This is a genomic window from Flavobacterium sp. (genome assembly GCF_027484945.1).
Taxonomy (GTDB): Bacteria; Bacteroidota; Bacteroidia; order Flavobacteriales; family Flavobacteriaceae; genus Flavobacterium.
Map to the genome: position 1 here is coordinate 1 of NZ_JAIXRZ010000041.1, position 25,029 is coordinate 25,029.

The following is a 25,029-nucleotide window of genomic DNA, read 5'->3' on the forward strand; positions in this document are numbered from 1 at the left end:
CAATCGTAATCCGTCTTCAAATGACAATGCACCACTTGCGACAAGGGCTGAAAACTCGCCCAAGGAATGTCCTGCGACCATCTCGGGTTGAAAGTCGTTTAACGATTTTGCCAATACCACAGAATGTAAAAATACGGCCGGTTGGGTAACCTTGGTCTCTTTAAGAGCCTCGGGAGTACCTTCAAACATGATATCGGTAATGCGAAATCCTAAAATTTCATTTGCTTTTTCAAATAGCGCGCGCGCTTCCTCTGAATTTTCATATAAATCTTTACCCATTCCGGTAAATTGAGCTCCCTGACCCGGGAATACATATGCTTTCATTATTCTTTTAATAGGATTAAACTATAGTATAGTACAAAAATAGGAAAATTAATTTCCGTCTTTACTTTTAACTAATGGATTGTTTTATTGAACCAGAGGCACTTCCATTAATAATAACTCGGCATCCGCTAGGATTTGAAATTGTACAGTCAATAAGTTCGATGCATCACACCAAATACCCATCCCATCGCGAGGGTTTAACTCTTGCTCCTCAACCTGCACTTTTCCTTTTATTACAAAAACATACAAACCGTTGCCTTCTTTTTTAAAGGTGTAGTTTGCCGAACTACCCGCTTTGAAGTTCCCCATATGAAACCATGCATCTTGGTGAATCCAAACACCTTCATCATTTGCATTAGGCGATAAAATTTGTTGGAATTTCCCTTCACGGTCAGGAACATGCAAGGTAATTTGTTGGTAACGGGGTTCGACATTACGGTATTTTGGAAACACCCATATTTGCAACAAATTTGTACGTCGGTTATGATTGGGGTTGAATTCACTGTGTTGAATACCCGTGCCCGCACTCATCACCTGTACATCTCCAAATCGGATGGTCTCGGTATTGTTCATGCTGTCTTTATGCGCCAAGTCGCCTTCCAATGGAATGGTAATGATTTCCATATTGTCGTGCGGATGTGTGCCAAAGCCCATTCCACCGGCAATAATGTCGTCATTCAATACGCGTAGTACGCCAAACTGAACACGATTGGGATCATAATACCCCGCAAAGCTGAAGGTATGCCGGGCTTCTAGCCAACCATGATTTGCGTAGCCGCGGCTGTCTGATTTATGTAGGACTATATTTTTCAAAATCGTATAGGAATATATAAATACATTAGTGTGCAGCCACTTTTCAATAAACTACAAAGTGAATGGACTTATGGTTTAATCGGAATTAACTTAAAATAGCTTACCACAAACAAGTTATTTTTTACTTCACCAATAACATCAGCTTGACGAATGGCCGAGCAAAAACCATCGTGGGCATGTGCGTCACCATGATCGTTTAAACCAGTACCTGATACAAAATAAGTTTTTCCATCGACTCGAATAGCCAAATCACAGCCTTTTTTGTCTTTCATACCAAATTGGCATTGGCCACAAGAAACTTCGACCCGTTGCGGATTTGTTTTTTCTTTAGATTCTTGGGCTTGCATGGTTAGTGTTCCCATACATAGGGCAATTAAGCAATACAATAGTTTCATAATTTACGAGTTTACAGTGATTAGTTTTGCGGTTTTTTGGGCACGTTGAACAAGGTCTTCAATAGGAGTGTCTACAGCGTCATAGCTCAAAACAACACCCATTCTTCGGTACGGACGTGAAGTCGGTTTGCCAAAGATACGAAAATCGGTTTTGGGTAAGCCTGCAACGGTTTCAATTCCAGAATAGGTGGGATTATCGGAGTGGGCTGAAGCTAAAACAACCGCGCTTGCGCCTGCTTTTTCTAAGGTAATTTCAAAAATGGGTAAACTTAAAACCGCGCGCAAATGCAATTCAAACTCGTTGAAGTTTTGCGTGCCAGCAAGCGTTACCATACCGGTATCATGCGGACGTGGGGAAAGTTCAGAGAAATAAACCCCTTCATCGGTTAAGAAAAATTCAACGCCAAACAATCCGGCGCCACCTAAGGCTTCGGTAACTTTTCGTGCCATGTCTTGCGCTTCGCCTAAGTCGGAAGCCGATACCCGTGCTGGTTGCCAACTTTCTTGATAATCGCCGCGTTCTTGGCGGTGTCCAATAGGGGCACAGAATAGGGTAGGATTATTGTTTTGTGTAACGGTCAATAACGTGATTTCCGAATGGAAGTTGACAAAGGCTTCAACAATAACTTCGACCACATCACCGCGAGAACCTTCGACCGCATAAGCCCATGCTTTTGCAATATCGTCTTGCGATTTAATCGTGGATTGTCCTTTGCCTGACGAACTCATGAGCGGTTTGACCACACAAGGAATACCAACTTCGGATACAGCTTGTTCTAATGCTGTTGCAGAGGTCGCATAACGGTAGTTCGCCGTTCGTAGTCCCAATTCTTTAGCGGCTAAGTCGCGGATGGCTTTACGGTTCATCGTATAATTGGCGGCTTTGGCTGAGGGAACTACGGTAATGCCTTGGGTTTCGTAGTCGTAAAACCGTTCCGTACGTATCGCTTCAATTTCGGGGACAATAAAGTCGGGTTGGTGTTTGGCTACAATTGCATCCAGCGCCGTTCCGTCAAGCATATTGATAATTTCAAAATCATGGGCGACTTGCATAGCAGGTGCGTTGGCATAACTATCAACGGCTATAACGGCTTGTCCCATTCGTTGGGCAGCAATGACAAATTCTTTCCCCAGTTCGCCCGAACCTAATAAAAGTATTTTTTTCTTCATGGGTCGTGTTGTTTTAATTGGTTTCGTGTGTTTTAAGCTGCGTTAGGGGGTGAACTGAAAAGCCCGGATGCCGATGATTTGGAGGCAACGGACTTGAAAGGAAACACCCGACCTGAAAGGGAACGCCCAAATAGGTTTAAAAAAGCCCCAAGTTTCCTTGAGGCAACAAACTTATGTAACGGCTTCTTTAATGCGACGTAGGGCTTCTGTTAATAATTCTTCACTTGTGGCATAGGAGAAACGGATGCAGTTGGGGTTTCCAAATGCGTCACCGGTTACCGTAGCAACATTAGCTTCTGCTAATAAATACATAGAAAAGTCGTCGGCATTGTGGATTACCTTACCGCGCAAGGTCTTTCCAAAGAACGAGGAAATATCGGGGAAAACATAGAAAGCTCCTTCGGGAATATTGATTTTGATACCCGGAATGTCTTGTAAAAGTTTTACCACCAAGTCGCGTCGGCGTTGGAAAGCAGCGACCATTGCATTTAAAACACTTGGATCAGCATTTACAGCAGTTATAGTAGCGCGTTGTGCAATAGAGTTAGCCCCGCTAGTTACTTGCCCTTGCATTTTGGTACATGCTTTTGCTATTGCTTCAGGCGCACCAATATAACCAATACGCCAACCCGTCATCGCAAAAGCTTTAGCAACACCATTAACAGTTATTGTACGGTCAAACATTCCTGGAATCGAAGCGATACTACAAAATGTCCCCGAGAAGTTAATGTGCTCGTAAATCTCATCAGAAACTACGTATAGATTATCATGCTGTAAAATAATTTCGGATAATGCGGTTAACTCCTCCCGATTGTAAACGGAACCACTTGGGTTGCAAGGCGAACTATACCAAATCATTTTAGTTTTTGGAGTAATCGCTTGCGCTAATTGCGCTGGAGTAATTTTAAAATCACTATCGACCGTAGTAGGAACCTCTACCGGAATTCCTCCAGCAATTTTGATGATTTCATAATACGATACCCAATAGGGTGCTGGTAGAATAACTTCATCACCGGGATTAATCATCACTTGCGCAATATTGTATAGCGATTGTTTAGCTCCGGTTGAGACTACTATATTGGAAGGGGTATAGATTAAATTATTATCGCGTTTGAACTTATTACAAATCGCCTCTTTGAGTTCTAAATACCCGTCAACGGGTGAATAGGTGCTGTAATTTTCGTCGATTGCTTTTTTTGCCGCTTCTTTTATAAAATCGGGGGTATTAAAATCGGGTTCGCCCAAACTTAAACTGATAATGTCTTTGCCTTGTGCTTTGAGTTCGCGTGCTAATGCGGCCATAGCCAAGGTTTGTGACGTACTCAGATTATTGATGCGGTCAGATAATGGATTCATTGTGGTGAGTTAAAAATTTTTGGCAATAAAATACCCAGTTTATTAAGCAAATTGTGGTTTTTTCCCTAATTCCTTTAAATGACTGAAGTGCGAAATAACGGCTTCACGCATGGTTTTGAATTCATAATAAGGAAGATTGCATTCCTTGGCCGTTTGCTTCACAATTTCAGCAATTTTATCATAATGAATATGACTAATGTTGGGAAAAATATGATGCTCAATTTGATGATTTAGCCCTCCCGTGTAGTAATTGACCAACCAGTTTTTTGGAGCAAAATTGGCAGTCGTATACAATTGATGAATTGCCCAAGTATTTTCCATTTCACCTTCATCATTGGGAGCTGGATTATGTGTTTCATTTACAACGTGGGCCAATTGAAATACAATACTCAAAATCAAACCTGCGGTGTAGTGCATCACTACAAACCCTATCAACACTTTCCACCAAGTGATTCCCATGATCATTGGAACAACTAACCAAATCGAAAAGTAAATCATTTTTGTGATGATTAAGGTTGTCCAACGAAATACGGGGCTCTTGAATTCGCCATAGGATAATTTACGTTGTAAATAGCGTTTGGTTTGCTGAAAATCAGAGGTTAGCGCCCAGTTGAAGGTAAGAAGTCCATATAGAAATATGGAGTAAATATGTTGGAATTTGTGGTGTTTATACCACTCAGCATCTTTGGTAAAACGCAAAATTCGACCGGCTTCTAGGTCTTCATCATGCCCCAATATATTCGTATAGGTATGGTGTAATACATTATGTTGTACCTGCCAGTTGTATACATTTCCCGCTAAAATATAAATGCTTCCACCCATAATTTTATTGATCCAAGATTTAGAAGAATAAGAGCCGTGGTTACCGTCATGCATCACATTCATCCCAACGCCAGCCATTCCAATGCCAATCACTACATTAAGCAAAATGTACACCCAAAAAGGCATTTCTAGTGCAACAAGAAAGAAATAGGGAACTAAAAAAAGTGAAAACATTACAATTGTTTTCAAATGTAATTTCCAATTTCCTGTACGATTAAGGTTGTTATCTTTGAAGTAGTCGTTGACTCGTTTGTTCAACGTTCTGAAGAATTTTAATTGGTCATTTTTAGAGAAGATAGGGCTTCCAGCTTCCATACATTCCTGAATTTAAAGTTGTGTCAAATTTAAGTAATATAATTTTTTCTACTTGGATAAACACCATATTTTATCAACTAAAAAACCGTAATTTTGCACAAATTTAACACCATGGATGAAATTCTGAAGCAATTTCCGAATCTTTCTGATAATCAATGCGCTCAGTTTGCCAAATTGCAGGAATTGTATACAGAATGGAATGCTAAAATCAATGTGATTTCTCGAAAAGATATTGACGAATTGTATACCCGTCATGTGTTGCATTCGTTAGGGATCGCCAAAATCATTGAATTTCAACCCGGAACTTCTGTTATGGATGTAGGGACTGGCGGAGGGTTTCCCGGAATTCCCCTTGCTATTTTATTTCCAGAAACGCAGTTCTACTTAATTGACGTGATTGCTAAAAAAATACGCGTAGTAAGCGAAGTTGCTGCTGGATTAGGCTTGACCAATGTAAGAGCAGCCCAAATGCGTGCCGCCCAAGTGAATGAAGAATTTGATTTTATTGTCAGTCGTGCCGTTACAAATATGCCCGATTTTGTGAAATGGGTTCGCGGTAAAACAAAGAAACTATCCAAGCATTCATTGGATAACGGAGTATTATACCTAAAAGGAGGTGATTTAACAGAAGAGTTAGCCGTATTCCAAAAAACCGTATTGTATTCATTATCCGATTATTTTGAAGATCCCTTCTTTGAAACAAAAAAGGTCGTGTACTTACCCCTAAAGTATAAATAAAAATGTCCCTTGTTTAAGGGACATTTTCAATTACGATTTAATCAATTTAAAAACGGTTTTTCCCGTTTCATTTTGTAGGGTTAACAGGTACATTCCTCGTTGAACATGTAACGGAATTGAAATATTCCCAATAAAATTAGGCTGGTTTTCAGTCCAAATTACTTTGCCTGAAACATCCGTAAGTGTTAGGGTCATAGATGGTATTGCATAGGGAGCATAAATCTCTAAAGCATCCCCTGCTGGATTTTTAATTTGAATATGCGCTAAGCTATGGTTCGAGTTTTGTAATTGGGTTTGTACAATTTCATTATAGGCAAATAACATATTTTCTTGGGTTAAGGTGACATGGTTTTCATTGCTTGCGGGTACATAATAAGCGGCAAAAGGTGTACTTGTATTTGAACTCACAGGTGCATATAGATTGTTGGTGCTGGTAATTGAGAGCGAACTTCTAGTTGGAATAAAATCAAAGTACTGCGTTTGAAGGTTGTTCATAAATTCAACAAACAATGGGTTGCTTACGCCGCCTGTTGATAATCCAGCCATATCAAAACGGCCTCCTGGGGCAGTATCCAATCCGTCTGTAAATGTAGGCGCTTTTGAATTGGCAAAACTTTCATAAAAAGTAATCCAAAAAAGAAGCCATTGTTGCCCTTTGAAGCGACTTACTTCATTGGTTGTGTTTGCTGCAGGTGTAAACCGAAGTGTAATTATTGCGCGCTGGGTACTGCTGGTGTTAAAGGTGTGGTTCATGACCAACATATTTGGACTACCATTCATTGAGCCATTTCCTGCACCGTTAGCAATTGCGATATTTCGAGTGGTTGTTGGGAATCCCATAGTATTTAGTTCATTTTGAAATGCATCTCTGTAATTTGGACACCCCGTTGGTAATAAGCTAGCGGCGTTTGTATTGAACTCGGTTGCACTATTGTTTAGTAAATGCCCTTCAAAATGATCGATTAGCATTTGACGTGCGGCCGGACTCTTCAACATACCATTAACTAATGCTTGCATCGTCAAATCATTCAAGGGGCCAAAGCCCATATAGTTAAATAAATGCTGGAAGCCAATTGGAACATTTGCACCTAAATGAGGCGAATCAAATGAGAGGTATAAACGGGTGTCATGATTTAATCCATTCATTTCCATATAACGCAAAGCATATCGCGAAATCAATCCACCCATACTCGGACCAATGACAACATTTTGCAAATTACCTACTTTTTGGGCATTAATTTGATTGATTAATTCAATCAGCACAAAAGCATTCCGTTGAATAAAATCGACACCGCCATCAACAGTTGTAGTGGTGTTGGGACGAACATAGTTTGGAAAGTTTAAGACTATTACATCATAGCCCAAAAGGCGTAAATCATCGGCCATATTTTGCCCTGTACCATAAACCAATTGATTGTAAATTGCCGCAGTATTACGGGTATCTCCAGGATCAAATCCGTCTACAAGTATTATTGGTTTGTCCAAAATTCCATTGGTAGTGTCTAAGTATAATTCATACTCTCCTTGTCCTGTAAAAGCGGTTGTTTCGCCCAATCCTTGATAAGCTAAAGTAGAAGTAATTGAATTCACTACGTTGGGAACTACAGTAAAACCATTGGTTTTGCCATAAATCTGTCCCTCTGTAACTATAGAAAAAGTAGTTTGTGTTTGTGTCCCGTCTGAAAAATGTAATCGCACTTTTACGAGGTGTTCGCCTGCTTTAGAAAACACATGGGTTGTTTTTTGCCCTTTGCCGAGGGTTAATAGTTTCCCTTTTTCCAATTCCAATTGAATAAAAGATACCCTTTCGGTAGTGCTAAAAAGTAAGTTATCGGGTAATGTAAAAGTTACCGAATTGGTGCGAGAGGTTCCCAACAAGGGCGCCACACAATTTAGAGTTTGGGTATTAAAAACAGGTTGTGCTTTAGTTGTTAGCCATTGTCCATTTGCGTTTTTTTCTAAGGCAGCATAATTAGCTTGAGGAATATATTCAAAGGCTGTAGTCAATACGGCTAATGGAATTTCCTGTTTGGCTAATGCAATTGCTTTTTGCGTATCCAAAACCGATACGTTGGGTAATCGTTGGTCAAAATCGGCACGTTGGATTTCAGTGTAAATTTGTGCAAAATTCACCGCAGTATATACCGTTGGAAGTTGCTCTGAAATTTTAGAGCTGCTCCATATCCGGTCCATAAGGATGTGAGTTTTGGAGTTGGATTGAAGTAAATCAAAGGATTTGTCTTGCGCTTGCAAGGAAAATGTAAAAATCCCTAAGACAATTATGAGTAGTTTTTGTATCATTGTTTTTCGTTTTGATGTTCGAATATACAAATTTTTAACAAAAACCATAAAAAAATCCGACTCCAGTAGGGAAGTCGGATTGACTATTATCAGGTCATTCGATTATTCTCCAAGGAAGGGATAGCGGTAATCCGTTGGAGTGACAAACGTTTCTTTTATCGTTCGAGGAGAAACCCAACGTAATAAGTTTTGCATCGAACCCGCTTTGTCATTCGTTCCCGATGCACGTGCTCCGCCAAAAGGTTGCATACCGACAACTGCTCCAGTGGGCTTGTCATTGATATAAAAATTACCCGCACTATTCTGCAATGCATGTGTTGCTTCTATTGCTGCGTAACGATCTTGACTAAAAATCGCGCCGGTTAAGGCATATTCAGAGGTAGAATCTACCAATTCTAGAGTTTTTGCCCAATCGGCATCGTCATAGATATAGACGGTTAAAATGGGACCAAATAACTCCGTTACCATGGTTTTGTATTTGGCGTTAGTTGTCAAAATCACTGTGGGTTGAATAAAATAACCTACCGATTTGTCATAATTCCCTCCAAATAGGATCTGGGCATCAGCATCTTGCTTGGCTTGTTCAATATATGATACGAGTTTGTCAAATGATCCTTCATGAATTACCGCAGTCATAAAGTTGGAGAAGTCCTCGGGGGACCCCATTTTTAGGGTAGCTAATTCTTTTCCGAGTTCATCTTGAATGGCAGGCCATAATGATTTTGGGAAATAAGCCCGTGAAGCGGCACTACATTTTTGTCCTTGAAATTCAAAGGCACCACGAATGGTGTTGGCTACTACTTGTTTTACATTGGCAGATGGGTGTGCCAAAATAAAGTCCTTCCCGCCCGTTTCTCCTACAATTCGCGGATAGGTTTTGTAGGTATGAATATTTTCTCCGATTTTTCTCCAAATTTCTTTAAAGACAAATGTTGAGCCTGTATAATGAACACCGGCAAAATCAGGATGCTTCAAAATTAGATCGGTAATCATAACAGGATCGCCAAATATAACATTGATCACTCCGTCTGGCACTCCCGCTTCTTTAAAAATATCAATAATAACTTTAGCCGAAAAAACCTGACTGTCACTGGGCTTCCAAACTACAGTATTTCCCATTAATGCTGCGCTTGCAGGCAAATTGGCTGCAATTGCCGTAAAGTTAAAGGGAGTAATTGCATATACAAATCCTTCTAAAGGGCGGTATTCTACCCGGTTCCAAATGTCAGATACCGAAGTGGGTTGGTCGCTGTAAATTTGCGTCATGAATTCTACATTGTAACGTAAGAAATCAATCAACTCGCAGGCTGCGTCTATTTCAGCTTGAAAAATAGTTTTGGATTGGGCAATCATTGTAGCGGCATTGATTTTTGCACGGTAAGGTCCGGCAATCAATTCGGCGGCTTTTAAAAAAATAGCTGCACGGTGTTCCCAAGGCATATCTGCCCATTTTTTACGTGCTTCCAAGGCTTCTTCAATGGCTTGTGATACGTGTTTGGCTTCTGCTAAGTGATAGCTTCCTACGATATGTTTGTGGTCGTGAGGAGCGGTCATGTTACGGGTATTGCCTGTGCGTACTTCTTGAGAACCAATATACATAGGAACATCAATCGTTTCATTCCACATTTTAGTATAGGCAGCGAGCACAGCTGCTTTTTCTGGGGAGTTGGGGATATACGATTTTACGGGCTCGTTAACCGCTTTTGGGACATTAAAAAAACCTTTAGGCATTGGTTTGTAATTTAAAATGGAACAATAGAGTTGAAAAATGTCGACTTTTATAGTTGACCAACATCGAACAAAAATACAAAGGTTTGTCAAAAAAGTTGCAACCGAGGGTAGATTTGTATTTGCGATTAATTTAAAGCAAAAGGAGCATTCAATAGAAAGGCAGGAACAATTACACGAAAATTTCGAGCGGTAGTAAAATTGACCATATCAAACCAGCCGTGCATTGCACCGTGCGTTGAAGCGAGTAAACATCCCGAAGCATACGTGTGCGATTCTCCGGGTTTTAAAACAGGTTTTTTCCCAACGACACCTTCGCCATCAACGACTTCCAATTCGTTTAATGAATCAAATATTTCCCAATGGCGTGCTAATAATTGAACAGAATCTTTACTGTGGTTTTCAATAGTAATTTCATAAGAAAAGGCAAACTGAAGTTTATGGTTTCTGAAATATGTTCCTTCAAATTCAGTGTTTACAGAGATTTTTATACCTTTTGTAATTTGCGTTACCATAGGAAGTAGTTTGACGTAAAGTTATAAAAAAATAGATCGTATTCCATACGTTACATATGAAAGATATGTTAATTTATAATGTCTATTGACGATGCAATTCCTTTACCGATTACGCGATCATAACGTTGGTTGTTTTCACGATAATACACAATAACCATATAATCATTTTCGGTTTGGTAGAAATTTCCGTCAATAGCATTGGCATCATCTACTTTGCCAGAAGCATCGGCTATTGTGTAACAATAATTGGTAAAACCTTGCTTAACCATAATTGCTTTTTCATAGAGCCCTTTCTTCTCGTTATAATCCATTTTATATTCATCGTTTAATGCATAATTATTGAACATCCCCGTGATATAAATGTTTTTATTTTCGTAAAAGGAAGGTGCTGAAAGCGAAAGGTAAATCCATGCATAATCTGCCTCAGTTTCGGGTAAAGTCGAGTTCACATTGTTGATGAAAAAATTACCATTTTTGTCAGGCCAATACGTGTAAGGTTGATTGCCTCTAGCGGTATTGGTATATAAATAACATCCATAAAGCCCCGTGTTAGTGTCTATTTTGGCAATGGTATTGGTGGCCGCTCGAATGTTTTTATTCTCAAAATATAAAAACTCATTACCCGCCCAAAATTGTGTTTCAACATCGTATTTGTAGATCAAATCATTTCCAATGGTGTACATGGGCTTGATATCGGTAATTGCCGTATTCAATCGGCCATTTTGAAGCAGCATTACTTTAACGTTTTTCAGCGGACTTTGAAAGTTGATTGTCCCCGATTTTACGGCAAAATCTAAATTGTGTTTAAAGTTAACATCGCTCACATTACGTGCTCTTTTTACCTGTAAGGGAGCTGAAACTAGACTTTCATAGACTACAAATTTCCGAGAAAATACAATCTCACGGTCTTCGTTTAAAATACTGATAATATAATTGCCGCTGACTTTTAATTGGGTGAATTTATTAGGAAAGTTAACACGATAATGCGAGTAAATTTGTAAACAGTTTAACGAATTCATATAATCGATGATGCGCTGATCGTTAAAACCATTAAGATATTCATTGATGCTCAATTGGGATTGGGTCCAATCGTAATCACAATGGGTAATATGGTAGTAGTAGTTGTTTTCTGACCCTTGTAAATCATCAAATTGAAATTGAAATTCATCGCCTAACTGGAAAATAGGGACCGTATTTTGTCCATTTTGAACAAATGTGACGGTTTTGATATAATAGGGCGGATTGACTTCTTTTTCTTGTGCAAAGCTAAAAGCAGTAACCAATACGGTGAGTAGTGTCCAAAATCGCTTCATGTGGATGTGGTTAATTTTCGTAAAGATACTAAACCAACAAAAAATAAGCCAAATTATTTAAAACAAACCGGAATGATTTCTCCTTTTGCTAAACAAAAACGCTCTACTTCGGCGGGATCCAATTTTGAAGTGTAATCTTCTGCTACAACACGAAACCCAATACTGCGGAGTTGGTCAAAATAATCGCGGCCATATACGCGAACATGATCATATTGGCCAAAAATCGATGCGCGTTCTTTGGGATCGGTAATGCGATCATCGGCAAAAGTAACAGCGCGATTCAAGTCTTGTGGGATTTGAAAAATCCCCATACCCCCCGGTTTCATTACCCGATATAATTCTTGCATAGCCTTGGTGTCGTTGGGAATATGCTCCAACACATGATTGCAAAAAATGATATCATAGGTATTGTCTTCAAACGGTAAATTACAAATATCTGCCTTGACATCGGCTAATGGAGACAATAAGTCCGTAGTTGTATAATCGATATTCGTTTGTTTTTTAAAACGTTTATAAAATTCTTGTTCAGGAGCAAAATGCAAAACTTTCTTTCGTTCTTTTGCAGTGAAAAAATCGGTTTTCCGTTCTAAATAAAGCCACAACAACCGATGTCTTTCTAGCGATAATGTACTAGGAGAAAGAACATTACTGCGCTGATTTCCATAGCCATAGGGTAAAAACATTCGAAAACTTTGGCCGTCTATCGGATCGGTAAAACGACTGCCTTTTAACACAAAGGCCAACACCGGACGTACCACAATACTCAACCGAATTAACAGTGGTCGTGGTACGGTATTTAAAACCAATTTGAAGATTTTTTTGATCATATTGCCAACGGATTTTTACGAAATTCGTCTTCTTCATCACTTTGAATTCCTAAGGCTTGGTAAATATAATGAAACGTTGAAAGGAGTTCAGGTTTTCCATCGATAAGCGCTACATTGTGCTCAAAATGGGCGCTCGGTTTACCATCTGCAGTAAGGATGGTCCAACCGTCTTTTAATTGTTTGATATTTTTCGTACCCATATTAATCATGGGCTCAATAGCAACAACCATACCTTCAATAAATAGCTTGCCGCGTCCGCGTTTTCCGTAATTTGGCATTTCGGGCTCTTCATGCATTTTTTTGCCCAAACCATGCCCTACCAATTCACGAACTACACCATAGCCATGTCCTTCACAGTATTTTTGAATGGCATTCCCAACATCTTCCACACGATTTCCTGCTCGAAATTCGCGAATCCCTACATACAAACTTTCTTTGGTTATGCGTAATAATTTTTTTGTTTCGGGAGCAACCTCTCCTATTTCAAAACTATAGGCATGATCGCCGTAATAGCCATTCTTTAGAACGCCACAATCAACCGATATTACATCCCCTTCTTCTAAGGGTTTGTTGTTTGGGATTCCATGAACTACTTGAGCGTTCGGACTCACACAAAGTGAGTTTGGAAAGCCATACATGCCCAAAAAACCGGGTTCTGCATTGTGATCGCGTATAAATTCTTCTGCCAATTTGTCCAATTGTAAGGTGGTTACACCGGGTTGAATTACCTTGGCAATTTCCCCTAAGGTTTTAGAAACTAATAACGCACTAGTACGCATTATTTCTATTTCTTCGCGGGTTTTAGGAATAATCATAAGTCAGAAAATGATTGCACAAAAATAGGTATTTTTTTCGAAAAGGCTTGATATCCCTTTACCACAATCCTGGTGTTGAAATATTCTCAATAGTTAAACCTTTGAGATATATCATATTTTAGTTAAAAAACCCAAACTACCTTTGAGAAAAATATAAAGTATGGGTAAATATGTAACTGCGGCTGAAGCAGTAAAAGTGGTAAAATCGGGTGACCGGGTCTATTTGCAGGCTGCTGCCGCTGCACCAACGGTATTAGCAAATGCATTAACAGCTCGTGCCGAAGAGCTTCGCGATGTAGAAGTGTGTCACCTTCATACCGAAGGGGAAGCTCGTTATGCAGCTCCCGAATACGCTGCAAGTTTTCATGTCAATTCTTTTTTTATTGGATGTAATGTTCGGCATACCCTTTCGGCTGGTAATGGATCGTACACCCCTGTTTTTTTGAGTGAGTTACCATTACTTTTTCGTAAAAATGTAGTGCCAATAGATGTTGCATTTATTCATGTTTCACCTCCAGATCTCCATGGTTATTGTTCACTTGGGGTTTCTGTCGAAGCTACGGTTGCGGCTATCGAAAATGCAAAAATAGTGGTAGCTCAAGTAAATCCAAATATGCCACGCACTTTTGGCGATGGAATCATCCACGTTTCGAAAATAGATTATTTGGTTGAAGTAGCAACTGAAATCTATACCCAAGTGCCGCTTCAAAGCACTCCCGAAGAGAATACAATTGGAAAATATATTGCCTCCTTAATTGATGACCGAAGTACCTTACAAATGGGAATTGGCTCTATTCCCAATGCCGCTCTTCGCCAATTAACGAATCATAAAGATTTGGGGTTGCATACCGAAATGTTTTCCGATGGTATAATCGATTTGATAGAAAAGGATGTTATTAACTGTAACTATAAAGGAATCTTTCAGGGACGCGTACTGGCCACTTTTTTGATAGGATCCCAAAGGTTGTATACGTTTGTTAACGATAATCCCTTTATTGAAATGAAAGAAGCTTCAATTGTTAATGACTCCGCTCGAATACGAAAAAATCCGAAAATGGTGGCTGTCAATTCTGCTATCGAAGTGGATTTAACGGGACAAGTATGTGCCGATTCGATAGGTTCAAGAATGTACTCGGGGGTAGGTGGTCAAATGGACTTTATCCGAGGCGCATCATTAAGTCAAGGGGGAAAAGCGATTATTGCTTTACCGTCCATTACTAAAAAAGGGGAAAGTCGTATCGTACCATTTCTAAAACAGGGTGCCGGAGTTGTTACTACTCGTGCCCATATACATTATGTGATAACTGAATATGGAATTGCCGATTTGTATGGTAAAACCTTAAAACAGCGTGCAGCGGCAATGGTTAAAATTGCGCATCCTAACCATAGGGAGTTTATTGAAAAAGCCTATTATGCGTTAATCCAATAAATAGGAATGATACCTTTAGAGCGGTATTGCCCAGAAAAAATCCAATTTGATTTATCCAAAAAGCAAAGAAAATCGTTACGGCTGTGCCATGATTTTGAATAAGGTGGCATTGGAAATTAAATAGCGATTAGTCAATGCTATTTCGGTTAATCGCGCGGTTACCAAGCTATTCTCGCGTGTATTTAATAAAAAAATCGAACTTTCGCCAAACGAAAACAACCGCTCTTCCGATTGCAGCATGACTTGGTTGTCGGTTACAAGTTCTCGGGTTAAAGTTTGCTGTTCGACTAATGAATTCAGTTCGGTTTGTTGTGCTTTAATTTTGTTGCTTAGTTGCACCCGTTCTAAATTCAAATTATATTGTGCATCTTGGACTTTAAATTTGGCCAATTTCAAACTCCCGCGTTCTTTTCTAAGAAATAAAGGATACGAAAAGTTTACACCAATCTTATAATTATTAAAATCGGTCGTATTCCAATAATTAGGTTCCGATAAATAAAAATAACCTACATTGGCTTGAGGGAGCAACTGATTGGCTTTTAATTTTCGATCAATATCTAATAAATTAACTTTACTTTCTAATGCGGTTATTTTCGGATGGTTATCAATACTGATATCGCCAGACAATAAGGCATTAGTGCGCAAGGTTTCTTGAATCGTTTTATCTATATTTTCTTCCGGAATCATATTGTCTTGTAATTCCATTGGAATATTGTTTTCTAACCAAAGGAAGTTAGATAATTCCAGTTTTGCTTTAGCTAATTTTAACGTTGCATCGGTTAAACTTAATTTTCGATTTCGCACAATGATTCCGGCTTCAACACTATCAATTGCAGGCTTATCACCGTTTTTTATCAAACTGCGAATACCTACAAAACGGATTTCTGCATTTTGCAAATAGTTGCGGTATAACTGAACTTCATCATAGGTGCGTTTCCAATTAAAATAGGCTAGAGAGGCGTCGTAAAGCACATTGATGGCCTCCAACTGACGTTCGGCTTTACTTAAATTGATTTGAATTTTTGCCTTTCGTAAGTCGGCCATACGTTGATTAATCCAAAGTCCTTGCCCTAAAGGCACAGTAATCCCTAGAGAAGTGAGACCTTGGTTGGGTAAAGTGTTTTCCGAGTTTACAAACATTCCTTCACTATTGTCGAAACCTGCTTTTACTTCAATACCATACCACGTTGGAATTTTAAAACTGCTATTAAGTATCGAAAAGTATTCTTTCCCTTTAAATTGTTTATTATCAAAATCTACTTCAATTTTAGGATCGAATGCCCCACGTGCCATCATTAAGTTGGCTTGAGCACTACTAATTAGTAAATCGGCACTTTTTACTTGCGGATGAAACTTTTTGACATAGCCTAAATATTCGTTATAGGTCAGCGTATTCATCGATGGAATCTGACACCATAGCGGCAAGGATAATAGTGTAAAAAGTAAATTTCTCATAGTATTCAAATCGGCCTATTGCCTATATTATAAACTTGAATTATAATTAAAATCTTTCAGAGGTTAACCAACATTCGCTAATACAATCGGGTAGTTGGCAAACCGAACCAATTGCCTTTAAATTATTTTTTTGCATCCGATTTTGATCCACCTTTTGGTTGGTAATAGTTTGGTGGGAATCCGTTTAGAGTTCGCCAAATTTCAAACCACACCGGAACATTATCTAGCAACGCTAACGTTTGTGCCCCCGAGCCGACACTGATTTGTTTCGGCCAAGCATGGTCTTCAGCATCGGGTGCAATCAACACCCTAAATTTACCATTACTGCTAATGAAATTTTCTACGGCTACAATTTTTCCACCAAACGTACCATACGACATATTAGGCCAGCCCGAAAACACAATCGTTGGCCAACCGTCAAACCAGATGCGCACTTTTTCGCCTTTGTGAATTAATGGTAAGTCGGTCGGACTCACATAGGTTTCTACTGCGATGTCATATTTTGCGGGCATGATGCTGATAATTTCGGTACCTTCTTTAATGGTTTCCCCTAGTCCCGATTTTAAAGCCCGGTTTACATAGCCGTTTTGAGGTGCAGTGATATAGTACAAGCCGTTTCGAATCTTGTAATTGGTATATTGATTTTTTAATTTGTTAACCTGTGCTTCAGTATCAAATTGATTACTTAACGCAGTGTAACGGTCACTTCGCGCTTTAGATACTTTTTCTGCATATTCGGCGCCAATGCGATTGATTTCTACACGAGCATTGATTAATTCATTTTTACTGGCTAAAAATTTATTCTCTTGTGTGATAATTTTTGCCTCAACTTCTTGAAGTTTTAACCGTTTTTCTTCAACATCAGTTAAAGGTTTTAATCCTTCTTTATTTAAAGTGTTGGAGCGATTAAATTGGGTGTTGGCAATTTTCAATTGGGTTTTTACGGCCTCCAAATCCATACTGTCACTTTTAACCTTTAATAACCCTTGCCGAATTTTATTTTGCGCCTGCTGTAATTTTAAATTCCGCTCAGCTTCAATAGCACTGATTTGAGTCCCTAGGGTTGTCACTTTTCCCCCATAGGATTCTACCGCCATTTGTTTGGCTTCCATTTGGTTTTTGGTATTATCAACCAAATTCGGGTCAAAATAATCGTCCTTGATTTCAGAAATAAATAGGATAGTATCTCCTTTTTTTACATAATCTCCCTCTTTTACAAACCATTTTTCAATACGGCCTGCAATAGCATTGTGAACCGTTTGTGGGCGTTGGTCAGGTTTTAAGGTAGTTACAGCACCAGTTCCCGAAATATTTTGTGTCCAAGGCAAAAATAGGATAACTAATGCTAGGCCTAAAACCCATAAGATAATGCGATTTAGGTACTTGTAATGGGAACGGTTACTTAGATTTTTCACCGTGCTGAACTGATCAATGTTCTCTAATATAGGTTTCTCTTTCGATAAGTTAAGCATCGTTTTTATTTTAAAATGTCGTTACTAATTTTTCCTTCTTGAATTTCGATAATTCGTGTGCATTTTTGTCTCCAATACGGATTTTTTGAGGTCACAATTAATGTCCATTTATTTTTTGAATCTGTTAGAAAATCAATAATTTTCATTGAAGCTTCGTCATCCATTTTATCTAATGGATCTTCATAGAATAAAATTTTAGGTTGGTTAACAATACTTCGAGCCAATAAAATTTTTTGTGCATTAGAAGATGAAAGTTGGCGTCCTTCAGGAAAAATCATAGTATCTAATCCATCCGGAAGCGATTTGATAAACTCACCCAACCCAACACTGTCTATTGCCCATTTTATAGTATCATGGGATACAAGTGGATTGTTGAATGTAATGTTTTCTAAAACAGTTCCTTCAAAGGGTGTTTCCTCGTGAAGAATCGTTCCAATATGTCTTCGAAATTGAGTTACATTTACCTTTCTATAGGTGTCATCGTTGATGGCAAATGAGCCTGATGTGGGCTCGAGTAAACAACAAAGAATGCGTATCAAGGTAGATTTACCCGAACCATTTTTACCATCCAAATATATTTTATCACCCGGATTGATTTTTAAATTGATTTTTGATAAAACATAATCGGTACTATCAGGAAATTTAAAACTCAAATTATCGGTTTCCATTTGGATGTTGGTGTAACAGAAATCAGGTTCGTTATCTTCTGTTTTTTCCGTTTCCATATCTACAATTTGACCAATTTTTTCTACAGAAGTTAGTACGTCATAAAAAGTTTCTAATCCCAGAATTACTTTTTCTACCGAGTTAATTACCAATAATATAATAATTTCAGCAGCAACAAATTGACCGATATTAATTTCTTGACTTACAACCAGATATCCACCAATAATAAGAAGTGTAGCAGTAATAATTATTTTAAAGCCAACCAACTGGAGGTATTGCCGCTTTATAATATTAAAATGCTTTTCTCGGTGTACTAAATACTGCTCAACTAAGCCATTATTTTTTGATAAACCAAAATCAAAATTATCTTTTTTCCGGAAGCTACTATTGTTGCGCGCGATTTCTTGTAGCCAACTTACTACTTTATACTTGTATTTTGACTCTTTTAAGCTTGTGCTCAGTCCAGAGGAGTAAGAAAATTTAAAAATCGAATAGAGCAAAGCTATCAGAAAGGCACCAAAAAGAATAAAGAAAGGATGATACAAGGATAATAAGATGATTCCAAAGATAATTTGAAGCAAAGCCGAAGAAAAGTCGATTAATAATTTTGATGTTCCTTTTTGGATGGTTATGGTGTCAAAAAATCGGTTGGCTAGTTCAGGAGCATATTGATTGTATAAGGCTTCAAATTTAATTTTGGGTAGACGATAACTGAACTCAAAAGACGACCGTACAAAGATTTTCTGCTGTAGATTTTCTGTGATTCGCAATTGCATTACCGATAAAATTCCACCCAAAGCCACACCAAGAATTACGATAAAAACCAGTAATACCCATGAAGCACTTACGCGACCGGACTGAATCAAATTGATAATAGCTTGTATGCCAAGGGGTAATGACAAACTTACCAAACCAGCAAAAATGGCATAAAAGATAATCTGAACGACATCTTTTCGGTCAAGTTTAAGTAAGTTGGTTAAGCGTTGAAATGGAGAAAATTTCATATTATTTCAAGATTTGTTCAATTAAGTTTAAATAAAATTGAGTAGGGGATTGCGTTTCGTTGCAATCGGTAATCGTTTTTAAGTGTGCTTTCAGAAAGTGTTGGTGTAATGCGCCTTCAACAATAGAAGAGGCTAAACTTTTTGCAAAAGGGTAGTCTGGTTTTGTTTCTTGAATCATACAAACTAACCGGTTGATGATTTTTTTATAAACTAAAAAGAAACCTTCATCATTTTCATGATCGACATCCTTAGTGAGTAAGGTTTTTGTAAATTCTAAAATGATAATATTATTTAAAATCGATTCATTAATATGAAGCGTAGCGTTATCATCATTAATCTTTTCGGTCAAAATTTCGATTGCTTTTAGTAAGCGTAATTTGGGGTCATTTATGTTGTTTGTTTCAAATACGACCCGATATTCCATCCAACCCCAATACCATGAGGTAAGATATAATAACAATTTATGTTTGTTTTCAAAATAACGGTACAACGAACTTTCATTAGAGCCAATTCGTTCGCCAAGTTTTTTAAAGGTAAAAGCTTCAAACCCGATTTCATCAATTAAAAGGATGCTATGTTGAATGATTTTACGCCCCAATTCCGATGATTCGGGGTTTTTTACATATACTTTTGGATTAACTGAAATCACAATTTGAGAAAGTAGTTCCATAGCCAATTTGGAATCAATTTAATTTAAATATATGCAAATATAATAGTAATACTTTCATTTTAGAAATTTTAACTTTTAATTATAACTATATTGTACGGTTTGTATTCGCTATAATTTCGAGTATATATAGTTACAAAATCACACTAATGCATGGCAAGACATAGCCTCCGGTTGGGGTATTCCCATTAATTTTAAAATAGTTGGAGCAACATCGCCTAAAATTCCATTATTAATTGTTTTTATATTATTGTCAACCAGAATAATTGGAACTGGATTGGTTGTATGTGCGGTATTGGGAGTGCCATCAGGGTTAATCATGGTTTCGCAGTTTCCATGATCGGCGATGATAATTGTCGTATAGTTATTGGCCAGGGCAGTTGTAATAATTTCGCTTACACATGCATCTACGGCTTCACACGCTTTGATCGCTGCATCCATCACGCCGGTGTGTCCAACCATGTCACCATTGGCAAAATTCAAACATACAAAATCAGCAGTTCCTTTTTGCAATTCGGGGATTAAGGCATCTTTTAATTCATACGCACTCATCTCGGGTTGTAAGTCGTATGTAGCTACTTTTGGTGAATTTAGTAAAATGCGGGTTTCTCCTTCAAAGGGCACTTCGCGTCCTCCGGAAAAGAAAAAAGTCACATGAGGGTATTTCTCGGTTTCAGCAATACGAATTTGTTTTTTTTGTGCTTTTTCTAGCACTTCTCCTAGCGTTTCGGTGAGATTATCTTTGTCATAAATCACATGTACATTTTGATAGGTTTCATCATAGTTAGTCATCGTGACATAGTACAAATTCAATTTATGCATATTAAATTCATGAAAATCGTTTTGTGATAAAACTTCGGTCAATTCGCGTCCGCGATCGGTACGAAAGTTAAAAAATACCACTACGTCATTTTCTTCAATTATAGCATTGGGTTTACCTTCAGTATTTGTTACCACTATAGGTTTAATAAACTCATCGGTTATACCATTCGCGTAACTTTCTTGAATCGCTTCAATTATATTCGTTGTTTTTTCACCTACTGCATTTACCAATAAGTCGTATGCCAACTTTACACGTTCCCAACGTTTATCACGATCCATTGCGTAATAACGACCTATTACGGTAGCAATTTTTGCCTTTGATTTTTGCGCATATTCTTGGAGGTTAGCCAAATCGGTTACAGCTGATTTGGGATCAACATCACGGCCATCGGTAAAAGCATGTACATAAATTTGTTCTAGCCCATAGGCTGCAGCTGCATCCAGCAAGCCGTATAAATGTGAGGTATGGGAATGCACTCCACCATTGGAAACTAAACCTAAAAAGTGCACTTTTTTACCGTTTGCTTTTGCATAGTGAAAGGCATCCATTAGCGGTTGTTCCATGGCTAATGTTTTGTTTTGTACAGCCAAGTTGATTTTGGCCAAATCTTGGTATACGATTCTTCCTGCTCCAAGGTTCATGTGTCCAACTTCAGAATTACCCATTTGCCCTTCAGGAAGACCAACATGTAGTCCGTCGGTGCGTAATTCTGCATTGGGATAGTTCGAATACAAGCTGTTGATAAATGGAACCTTTGCATTATCAATTGCCGAAACTTTAGGATCGGGTGATTTCCCCCATCCGTCCAAAATCATAAGGATGACTTTTTTGTTCATGACATTCAAATTTAATACAAAGGTACGCCAATTTACGATTGGAAATCTATCGAAAAGCAGAGGAAAATTCGTAAAAATTAAAAGGAATTATTTCTTTTTTTTCAAAGAATTATAATCAATGAAATAACGCACACTAATAGAAAAGATATGGTCCAAATTTTGGGCATTCAGCACCCTGCCAAAATTCGCGCTAACCGACTCGTTGAAATTTTGGAATTCCTGTAAAAAAGCTTTGTTGCGGTACAATACGTTCAGCTGACTTCCTGGTGCAAACCACCATGAAAAGTTTAAATCACAGTTCCAGGTGTTAAAATTGCGGTCGGCATTCAAACCAATCGTTTCGGTAACATTAAATAATCCCCCATCATCCAACAACTCATAATAGTTGTTGTATCGGGCATGCGACCAATAATACCGTGAGATTAAATTAAAGGTCATATTATGATTAATCGAAAATTTCCCTGTTAAACTTAACGTATGGGTGTTTATTTTCCGTCTTCCCATGAAAATAGCATTGATAGCGTCATCTTGACCAACATAACCCACATCATTATTGAGGTGGTTAAAGCTATAGTCCAACACAAGGGAAAACTGATTCGAAAAACGATAGCGTGGTGCAATTTGTACGTAATAAACAAATCGATTTTTTTCATCGGTTTGGGCAAAAGATGGATTAAAATCGATTGCAAATTTTCGGTTGTAATTGGTTGAAATATAAGCGTAGCCACTAATGGATCGCGGTAATTGCAAATAACGGGTGTCAAATTCAGTGCGCGCTTCATAGAAATCATAAGTAAGTAGCGGTTTTCCTCTTACCCCAAATCCATAGTAATCATTTTTTCTGTCAACAATATTCACATTAAAACCATGATTTTGTGCTTGAATCCTGCCGGTTCGGTTGTCAAATTCGGCATAATTGTTAAAAAATATACTGAACGTATTAATTTTTTTGGTTTGGTTCAATATGCGGTAACTTCCATTGGCATAAACCGAATGAAAATGCGTTGTAAAGTTTACACCTAAATCGTTACAATCAAAAAAGGTACTAATATACTGACCCCCTGCGCTAAAACGATAATTGCCACTAGTTTCGGCAAGGTTTAATGAGGTATTGTATCCGGTTAGTTTTTGGTTGTTCTCAACAGATATAACACTATATTTATAATCCCCACTTAGTTTATAGGTGTTTTTGGTCGTGTTTAAATCAAAAATTAAAGCAGAAACATTTGCATCGCGGTAACTTCCATTCCGCAAAACGTTAGTGTTTATAAAACTTACGGACGAATTTTTATTGAATCGTTGATCTAAAACCAATAGGTTATAATTGGCTAAGGGTTCTGCAAGTTCTTGACGCTTTACCCCTGTAATTGTATTGCGAATATCAGAATACATCGGACTGGTTACGGCGTTTAAAAATCCAACCCCCAACCCAAAGTCGGTTCGCCCGGATATTTTTAAAGCGTTGTACAAATTAACATTAGCGGGTCGTTCGTCCACTACTTCGTCGGGGCCAATATTTTCAGTTAGACTGGGCGTTCCGCCAATTCGTCGTGAATAAAACAAATTTCCTTTGCTAAAGAGTTCGGTGCCCTCAGTAAAAAATGGGCGGTTCTCGTTGAAAGTTTGTTCAAATGGGCCCAAATTCAACACAACATTATCAAATTTGGTTTGTCCAAAATCGGGTATTAAAATCGCATCGAGTGTAAATGCATCATTGATACCGTATTTAATATCCATGCCCCCTTTTAGTTCACCATTGGCCGATGTTGAATGATTATTGTTTAGGTATACTGAAGAATAAGGAATAAAAAATAGGCGTGTAGGAGTTTGAATATTTTCAATACCTTCTAGGATTCCCGCTTGATTGGATTCTGTCCCAATTGTATTGTCGACCAAATTCCATGTGTATTTATAGCGAATTTTTTTAACCTCGCGGTAAAAATTTAGCCCCCAAGTTTGTTTGTCCGTTTTTGGAAAACGTAAGGCCGCATAAGGAATTCGCATTTCAGCTACCCAGCCCTTGTCGGTTATTTTTACGTCACTATCCCAAATGGCATTCCAAGTAAAATCTTCATCATTAGTTAAAGTATAAATACAATCAATCTGAACGCCAGCAGAACTTACAAAAAAACGAAAATCCTGTTGTCCATCATTGAAACCATTTAGAATAACTCCAAAATGATCGGCTGTAGCAAAATCGTCCCGAATCGAGAGTTCTTTAAGAATTGAGTTTGGTTCATCATCCAAAAGTAAGGCACCAATATAAATCGCTTCGTTGGTGTAGAGTACTTTAACTAGGGACTTGCGATTGGGATCCTCCAAAACACCATTACTGGGTGATGCCATGACAAAATCTGAGGTAGCTTCCACGGTTTCCCATGCAGCTTCATCTAATTTTCCGTCAATCGTAATTTTTTCTTGCGTGAATTTAGTATGGTAGACTCTCTTGGTCGCTTGTGCTGCGGAGAACAAGCTGAAAAAAAACAAAAAGGCAATAAATGGCGTCGATTTAGAATTCATTTAATTTTGGTTGGTTTGCATAAAAATAGCATAATGTAGTGCAAATATAAAGTATTTTGAAATTGATTGTACTTTGATTTAGCGATTGTAAAATTGGAACCAAAAAATTTGTATTCAATGGCAATTAAAATGTAAAGGTGTTCAACGCAAAAGAAGTGCTATGTCGAATTAAATTCAGAGTTTTAGCTTGGTTTTGTCATTAAGTAGTGTTCGCCAACTTCGGGAATGGTGAAAGCATCTCCCACACACTGATAAAGCGCTTTTTCATAAAAGGGAACAGCTGCTGTTCGCGCATTAAACCAAATACGAACCTTCTCCCTCTTTTCAATTTCCTTTTCGGCTGCCGTTAAGAGTAATTTTCCAATACCATTTCCTTGAAAAGCTTCCAAAACTGCCATGCCTCTTAACTGCTTTTGAATTTTTTCTGGGAACTGAGGTGCGGGGTTATCATAAATCGATACTACACCCACGAGTTGATCGCCTACAAATGCACCCAAATGTATTGTTTGAGGGTCCACATCACCATCAAAAAAACAAGTTGAAAGGGGTTTTCCTTTGCGCAAAGTAGTGTGTCGAATAGGATAAGTAGCTGCAGCATTAATTTTTTCTATGTGGATTTCCATAAAAGTTGTCGAAAGAATTTACGGCAAAAATAAGTAGCCTGAACGGGAAAAGGCTCCTAAAATTCGATAAAAAAAATTTAAAAAAAACTTGCACAAATAAAA

Annotated in this window: 21 protein-coding genes; 2 read left to right on the forward strand and 19 right to left on the reverse strand. The window is 38.2% G+C overall.

All coding sequences use genetic code 11. The annotated features are described in order from the left end of the window. From Q0039_RS06010 to Q0039_RS06035, 6 genes are all read right to left on the reverse strand, one after another. Positions 1–324, reverse strand: a 324-nt coding sequence (locus Q0039_RS06010; RefSeq protein ID WP_297510625.1) for an ACP S-malonyltransferase, incomplete at its 3' end; no start/stop codon positions are given. 84 nt (positions 325–408) lie between these two features. After that, entirely contained in the window at positions 409–1,137 is a 729-nt protein-coding gene (locus Q0039_RS06015; protein WP_297510628.1) for a pirin family protein, read from the reverse strand. A 68-nt stretch (positions 1,138–1,205) separates the two neighbouring features. Beyond that, positions 1,206–1,532: a DUF6370 family protein gene (locus Q0039_RS06020; RefSeq protein ID WP_297510631.1), complete on the reverse strand. Its 327-nt coding sequence runs from the start codon at positions 1,530–1,532 to the stop codon at positions 1,206–1,208. A gap of 3 nt (positions 1,533–1,535) precedes the next feature. Next, positions 1,536–2,702, reverse strand: a complete 1,167-nt coding sequence (gene purT / locus Q0039_RS06025; protein WP_297510634.1) for a formate-dependent phosphoribosylglycinamide formyltransferase — start codon at positions 2,700–2,702, stop codon at positions 1,536–1,538. A 171-nt stretch (positions 2,703–2,873) separates the two neighbouring features. Then, the gene (locus tag Q0039_RS06030) at positions 2,874–4,058 is read right to left on the reverse strand and encodes a pyridoxal phosphate-dependent aminotransferase (RefSeq protein ID WP_297510637.1); all 1,185 of its coding nucleotides are present in this window, start codon (positions 4,056–4,058) and stop codon (positions 2,874–2,876) included. Between the two features lie 42 nt (positions 4,059–4,100). Further along, complete coding sequence (locus tag Q0039_RS06035; RefSeq protein WP_297510640.1) at positions 4,101–5,195, reverse strand: acyl-CoA desaturase; 1,095 nt, start codon at positions 5,193–5,195, stop codon at positions 4,101–4,103. 111 nt (positions 5,196–5,306) lie between these two features. Between Q0039_RS06035 and rsmG the strand changes: the two genes are divergently transcribed. Beyond that, entirely contained in the window at positions 5,307–5,933 is a 627-nt protein-coding gene (rsmG, locus tag Q0039_RS06040) for a 16S rRNA (guanine(527)-N(7))-methyltransferase RsmG (RefSeq protein WP_297510643.1), read from the forward strand. A gap of 30 nt (positions 5,934–5,963) precedes the next feature. Here the strand turns inward: rsmG and Q0039_RS06045 are convergent, their stop codons facing one another. The 6 genes from Q0039_RS06045 to map form a co-directional block, all read right to left on the reverse strand. Further along, positions 5,964–8,234 carry a T9SS type A sorting domain-containing protein gene (locus tag Q0039_RS06045; protein WP_297510647.1) on the reverse strand — a complete coding sequence of 757 codons (2,271 nt, stop codon included), beginning with the start codon at positions 8,232–8,234 and terminating at the stop codon, positions 5,964–5,966. Positions 8,235–8,336: 102 nt separating this feature from the next. Further along, positions 8,337–9,965: an L-glutamate gamma-semialdehyde dehydrogenase gene (gene pruA, locus Q0039_RS06050; RefSeq protein WP_297510650.1), complete on the reverse strand. Its 1,629-nt coding sequence runs from the start codon at positions 9,963–9,965 to the stop codon at positions 8,337–8,339. A gap of 125 nt (positions 9,966–10,090) precedes the next feature. After that, positions 10,091–10,477, reverse strand: a complete 387-nt coding sequence (gene apaG, locus Q0039_RS06055; protein WP_297510652.1) for a Co2+/Mg2+ efflux protein ApaG — start codon at positions 10,475–10,477, stop codon at positions 10,091–10,093. A 68-nt stretch (positions 10,478–10,545) separates the two neighbouring features. Further along, positions 10,546–11,790, reverse strand: coding sequence for a DUF5103 domain-containing protein (locus Q0039_RS06060; protein WP_297510655.1), 1,245 nt, complete (start codon positions 11,788–11,790; stop codon positions 10,546–10,548). A gap of 53 nt (positions 11,791–11,843) precedes the next feature. Beyond that, positions 11,844–12,614, reverse strand: coding sequence for a class I SAM-dependent methyltransferase (locus tag Q0039_RS06065; RefSeq protein ID WP_297510686.1), 771 nt, complete (start codon positions 12,612–12,614; stop codon positions 11,844–11,846). Next, positions 12,614–13,432, reverse strand: a complete 819-nt coding sequence (gene map / locus Q0039_RS06070) for a type I methionyl aminopeptidase (protein WP_297510657.1) — start codon at positions 13,430–13,432, stop codon at positions 12,614–12,616. Before map ends, Q0039_RS06065 begins: the two co-directional genes overlap by 1 nt. Positions 13,433–13,592: 160 nt before the next feature. On the opposite strand from map, the gene Q0039_RS06075 reads away from it, so the two are divergent. Next, complete coding sequence (locus Q0039_RS06075; protein WP_297510660.1) at positions 13,593–14,861, forward strand: acetyl-CoA hydrolase/transferase C-terminal domain-containing protein; 1,269 nt, start codon at positions 13,593–13,595, stop codon at positions 14,859–14,861. Positions 14,862–14,936: 75 nt separating this feature from the next. Here the strand turns inward: Q0039_RS06075 and Q0039_RS06080 are convergent, their stop codons facing one another. From Q0039_RS06080 to Q0039_RS06110, 7 genes are all read right to left on the reverse strand, one after another. After that, a complete protein-coding gene (locus Q0039_RS06080) occupies positions 14,937–16,316 on the reverse strand; it encodes a TolC family protein (RefSeq protein ID WP_297510663.1) in 1,380 nt (459 codons plus the stop codon). A 122-nt stretch (positions 16,317–16,438) separates the two neighbouring features. Next, positions 16,439–17,788, reverse strand: a complete 1,350-nt coding sequence (locus tag Q0039_RS06085) for a biotin/lipoyl-binding protein (protein WP_297510666.1) — start codon at positions 17,786–17,788, stop codon at positions 16,439–16,441. Between the two features lie 5 nt (positions 17,789–17,793). Beyond that, the gene (locus tag Q0039_RS06090; RefSeq protein WP_297510672.1) at positions 17,794–19,458 is read right to left on the reverse strand and encodes an ATP-binding cassette domain-containing protein; all 1,665 of its coding nucleotides are present in this window, start codon (positions 19,456–19,458) and stop codon (positions 17,794–17,796) included. A gap of 1 nt (position 19,459) precedes the next feature. Beyond that, positions 19,460–20,128 (reverse strand): TetR/AcrR family transcriptional regulator, encoded by a 669-nt coding sequence (locus Q0039_RS06095; protein ID WP_297510675.1) that lies wholly within the window; start codon positions 20,126–20,128, stop codon positions 19,460–19,462. 138 nt (positions 20,129–20,266) lie between these two features. Beyond that, on the reverse strand, positions 20,267–21,784 hold the full coding sequence (gpmI, locus tag Q0039_RS06100) for a 2,3-bisphosphoglycerate-independent phosphoglycerate mutase (protein WP_297510677.1): 1,518 nt from the start codon (positions 21,782–21,784) through the stop codon (positions 20,267–20,269). An 87-nt stretch (positions 21,785–21,871) separates the two neighbouring features. Further along, on the reverse strand, positions 21,872–24,304 hold the full coding sequence (locus tag Q0039_RS06105) for a DUF5916 domain-containing protein (RefSeq protein WP_297510682.1): 2,433 nt from the start codon (positions 24,302–24,304) through the stop codon (positions 21,872–21,874). Between the two features lie 182 nt (positions 24,305–24,486). Next, positions 24,487–24,927, reverse strand: a complete 441-nt coding sequence (locus tag Q0039_RS06110) for a GNAT family N-acetyltransferase (protein WP_297510684.1) — start codon at positions 24,925–24,927, stop codon at positions 24,487–24,489. Positions 24,928–25,029: the final 102 nt, after the last annotated feature.

Coding starts and splice junctions, on each gene's coding strand:
- Q0039_RS06080 (WP_297510663.1), bottom strand. CDS start 16,316: ATGAGAAATTTACTTTTTACACTATTATCCTTGCCGCTATGGTGTCAG.
- map (WP_297510657.1), bottom strand. CDS start 13,432: ATGATTATTCCTAAAACCCGCGAAGAAATAGAAATAATGCGTACTAGT.
- Q0039_RS06110 (WP_297510684.1), bottom strand. CDS start 24,927: ATGGAAATCCACATAGAAAAAATTAATGCTGCAGCTACTTATCCTATT.
- Q0039_RS06075 (WP_297510660.1), top strand. CDS start 13,593: ATGGGTAAATATGTAACTGCGGCTGAAGCAGTAAAAGTGGTAAAATCG.
- Q0039_RS06090 (WP_297510672.1), bottom strand. CDS start 19,458: ATGAAATTTTCTCCATTTCAACGCTTAACCAACTTACTTAAACTTGAC.
- Q0039_RS06035 (WP_297510640.1), bottom strand. CDS start 5,195: ATGGAAGCTGGAAGCCCTATCTTCTCTAAAAATGACCAATTAAAATTC.
- Q0039_RS06095 (WP_297510675.1), bottom strand. CDS start 20,128: ATGGAACTACTTTCTCAAATTGTGATTTCAGTTAATCCAAAAGTATAT.
- gpmI (WP_297510677.1), bottom strand. CDS start 21,784: ATGAACAAAAAAGTCATCCTTATGATTTTGGACGGATGGGGGAAATCA.
- Q0039_RS06045 (WP_297510647.1), bottom strand. CDS start 8,234: ATGATACAAAAACTACTCATAATTGTCTTAGGGATTTTTACATTTTCC.
- Q0039_RS06020 (WP_297510631.1), bottom strand. CDS start 1,532: ATGAAACTATTGTATTGCTTAATTGCCCTATGTATGGGAACACTAACC.
- purT (WP_297510634.1), bottom strand. CDS start 2,702: ATGAAGAAAAAAATACTTTTATTAGGTTCGGGCGAACTGGGGAAAGAA.
- pruA (WP_297510650.1), bottom strand. CDS start 9,965: ATGCCTAAAGGTTTTTTTAATGTCCCAAAAGCGGTTAACGAGCCCGTA.
- apaG (WP_297510652.1), bottom strand. CDS start 10,477: ATGGTAACGCAAATTACAAAAGGTATAAAAATCTCTGTAAACACTGAA.
- rsmG (WP_297510643.1), top strand. CDS start 5,307: ATGGATGAAATTCTGAAGCAATTTCCGAATCTTTCTGATAATCAATGC.
- Q0039_RS06030 (WP_297510637.1), bottom strand. CDS start 4,058: ATGAATCCATTATCTGACCGCATCAATAATCTGAGTACGTCACAAACC.
- Q0039_RS06085 (WP_297510666.1), bottom strand. CDS start 17,788: ATGCTTAACTTATCGAAAGAGAAACCTATATTAGAGAACATTGATCAG.
- Q0039_RS06060 (WP_297510655.1), bottom strand. CDS start 11,790: ATGAAGCGATTTTGGACACTACTCACCGTATTGGTTACTGCTTTTAGC.
- Q0039_RS06105 (WP_297510682.1), bottom strand. CDS start 24,304: ATGAATTCTAAATCGACGCCATTTATTGCCTTTTTGTTTTTTTTCAGC.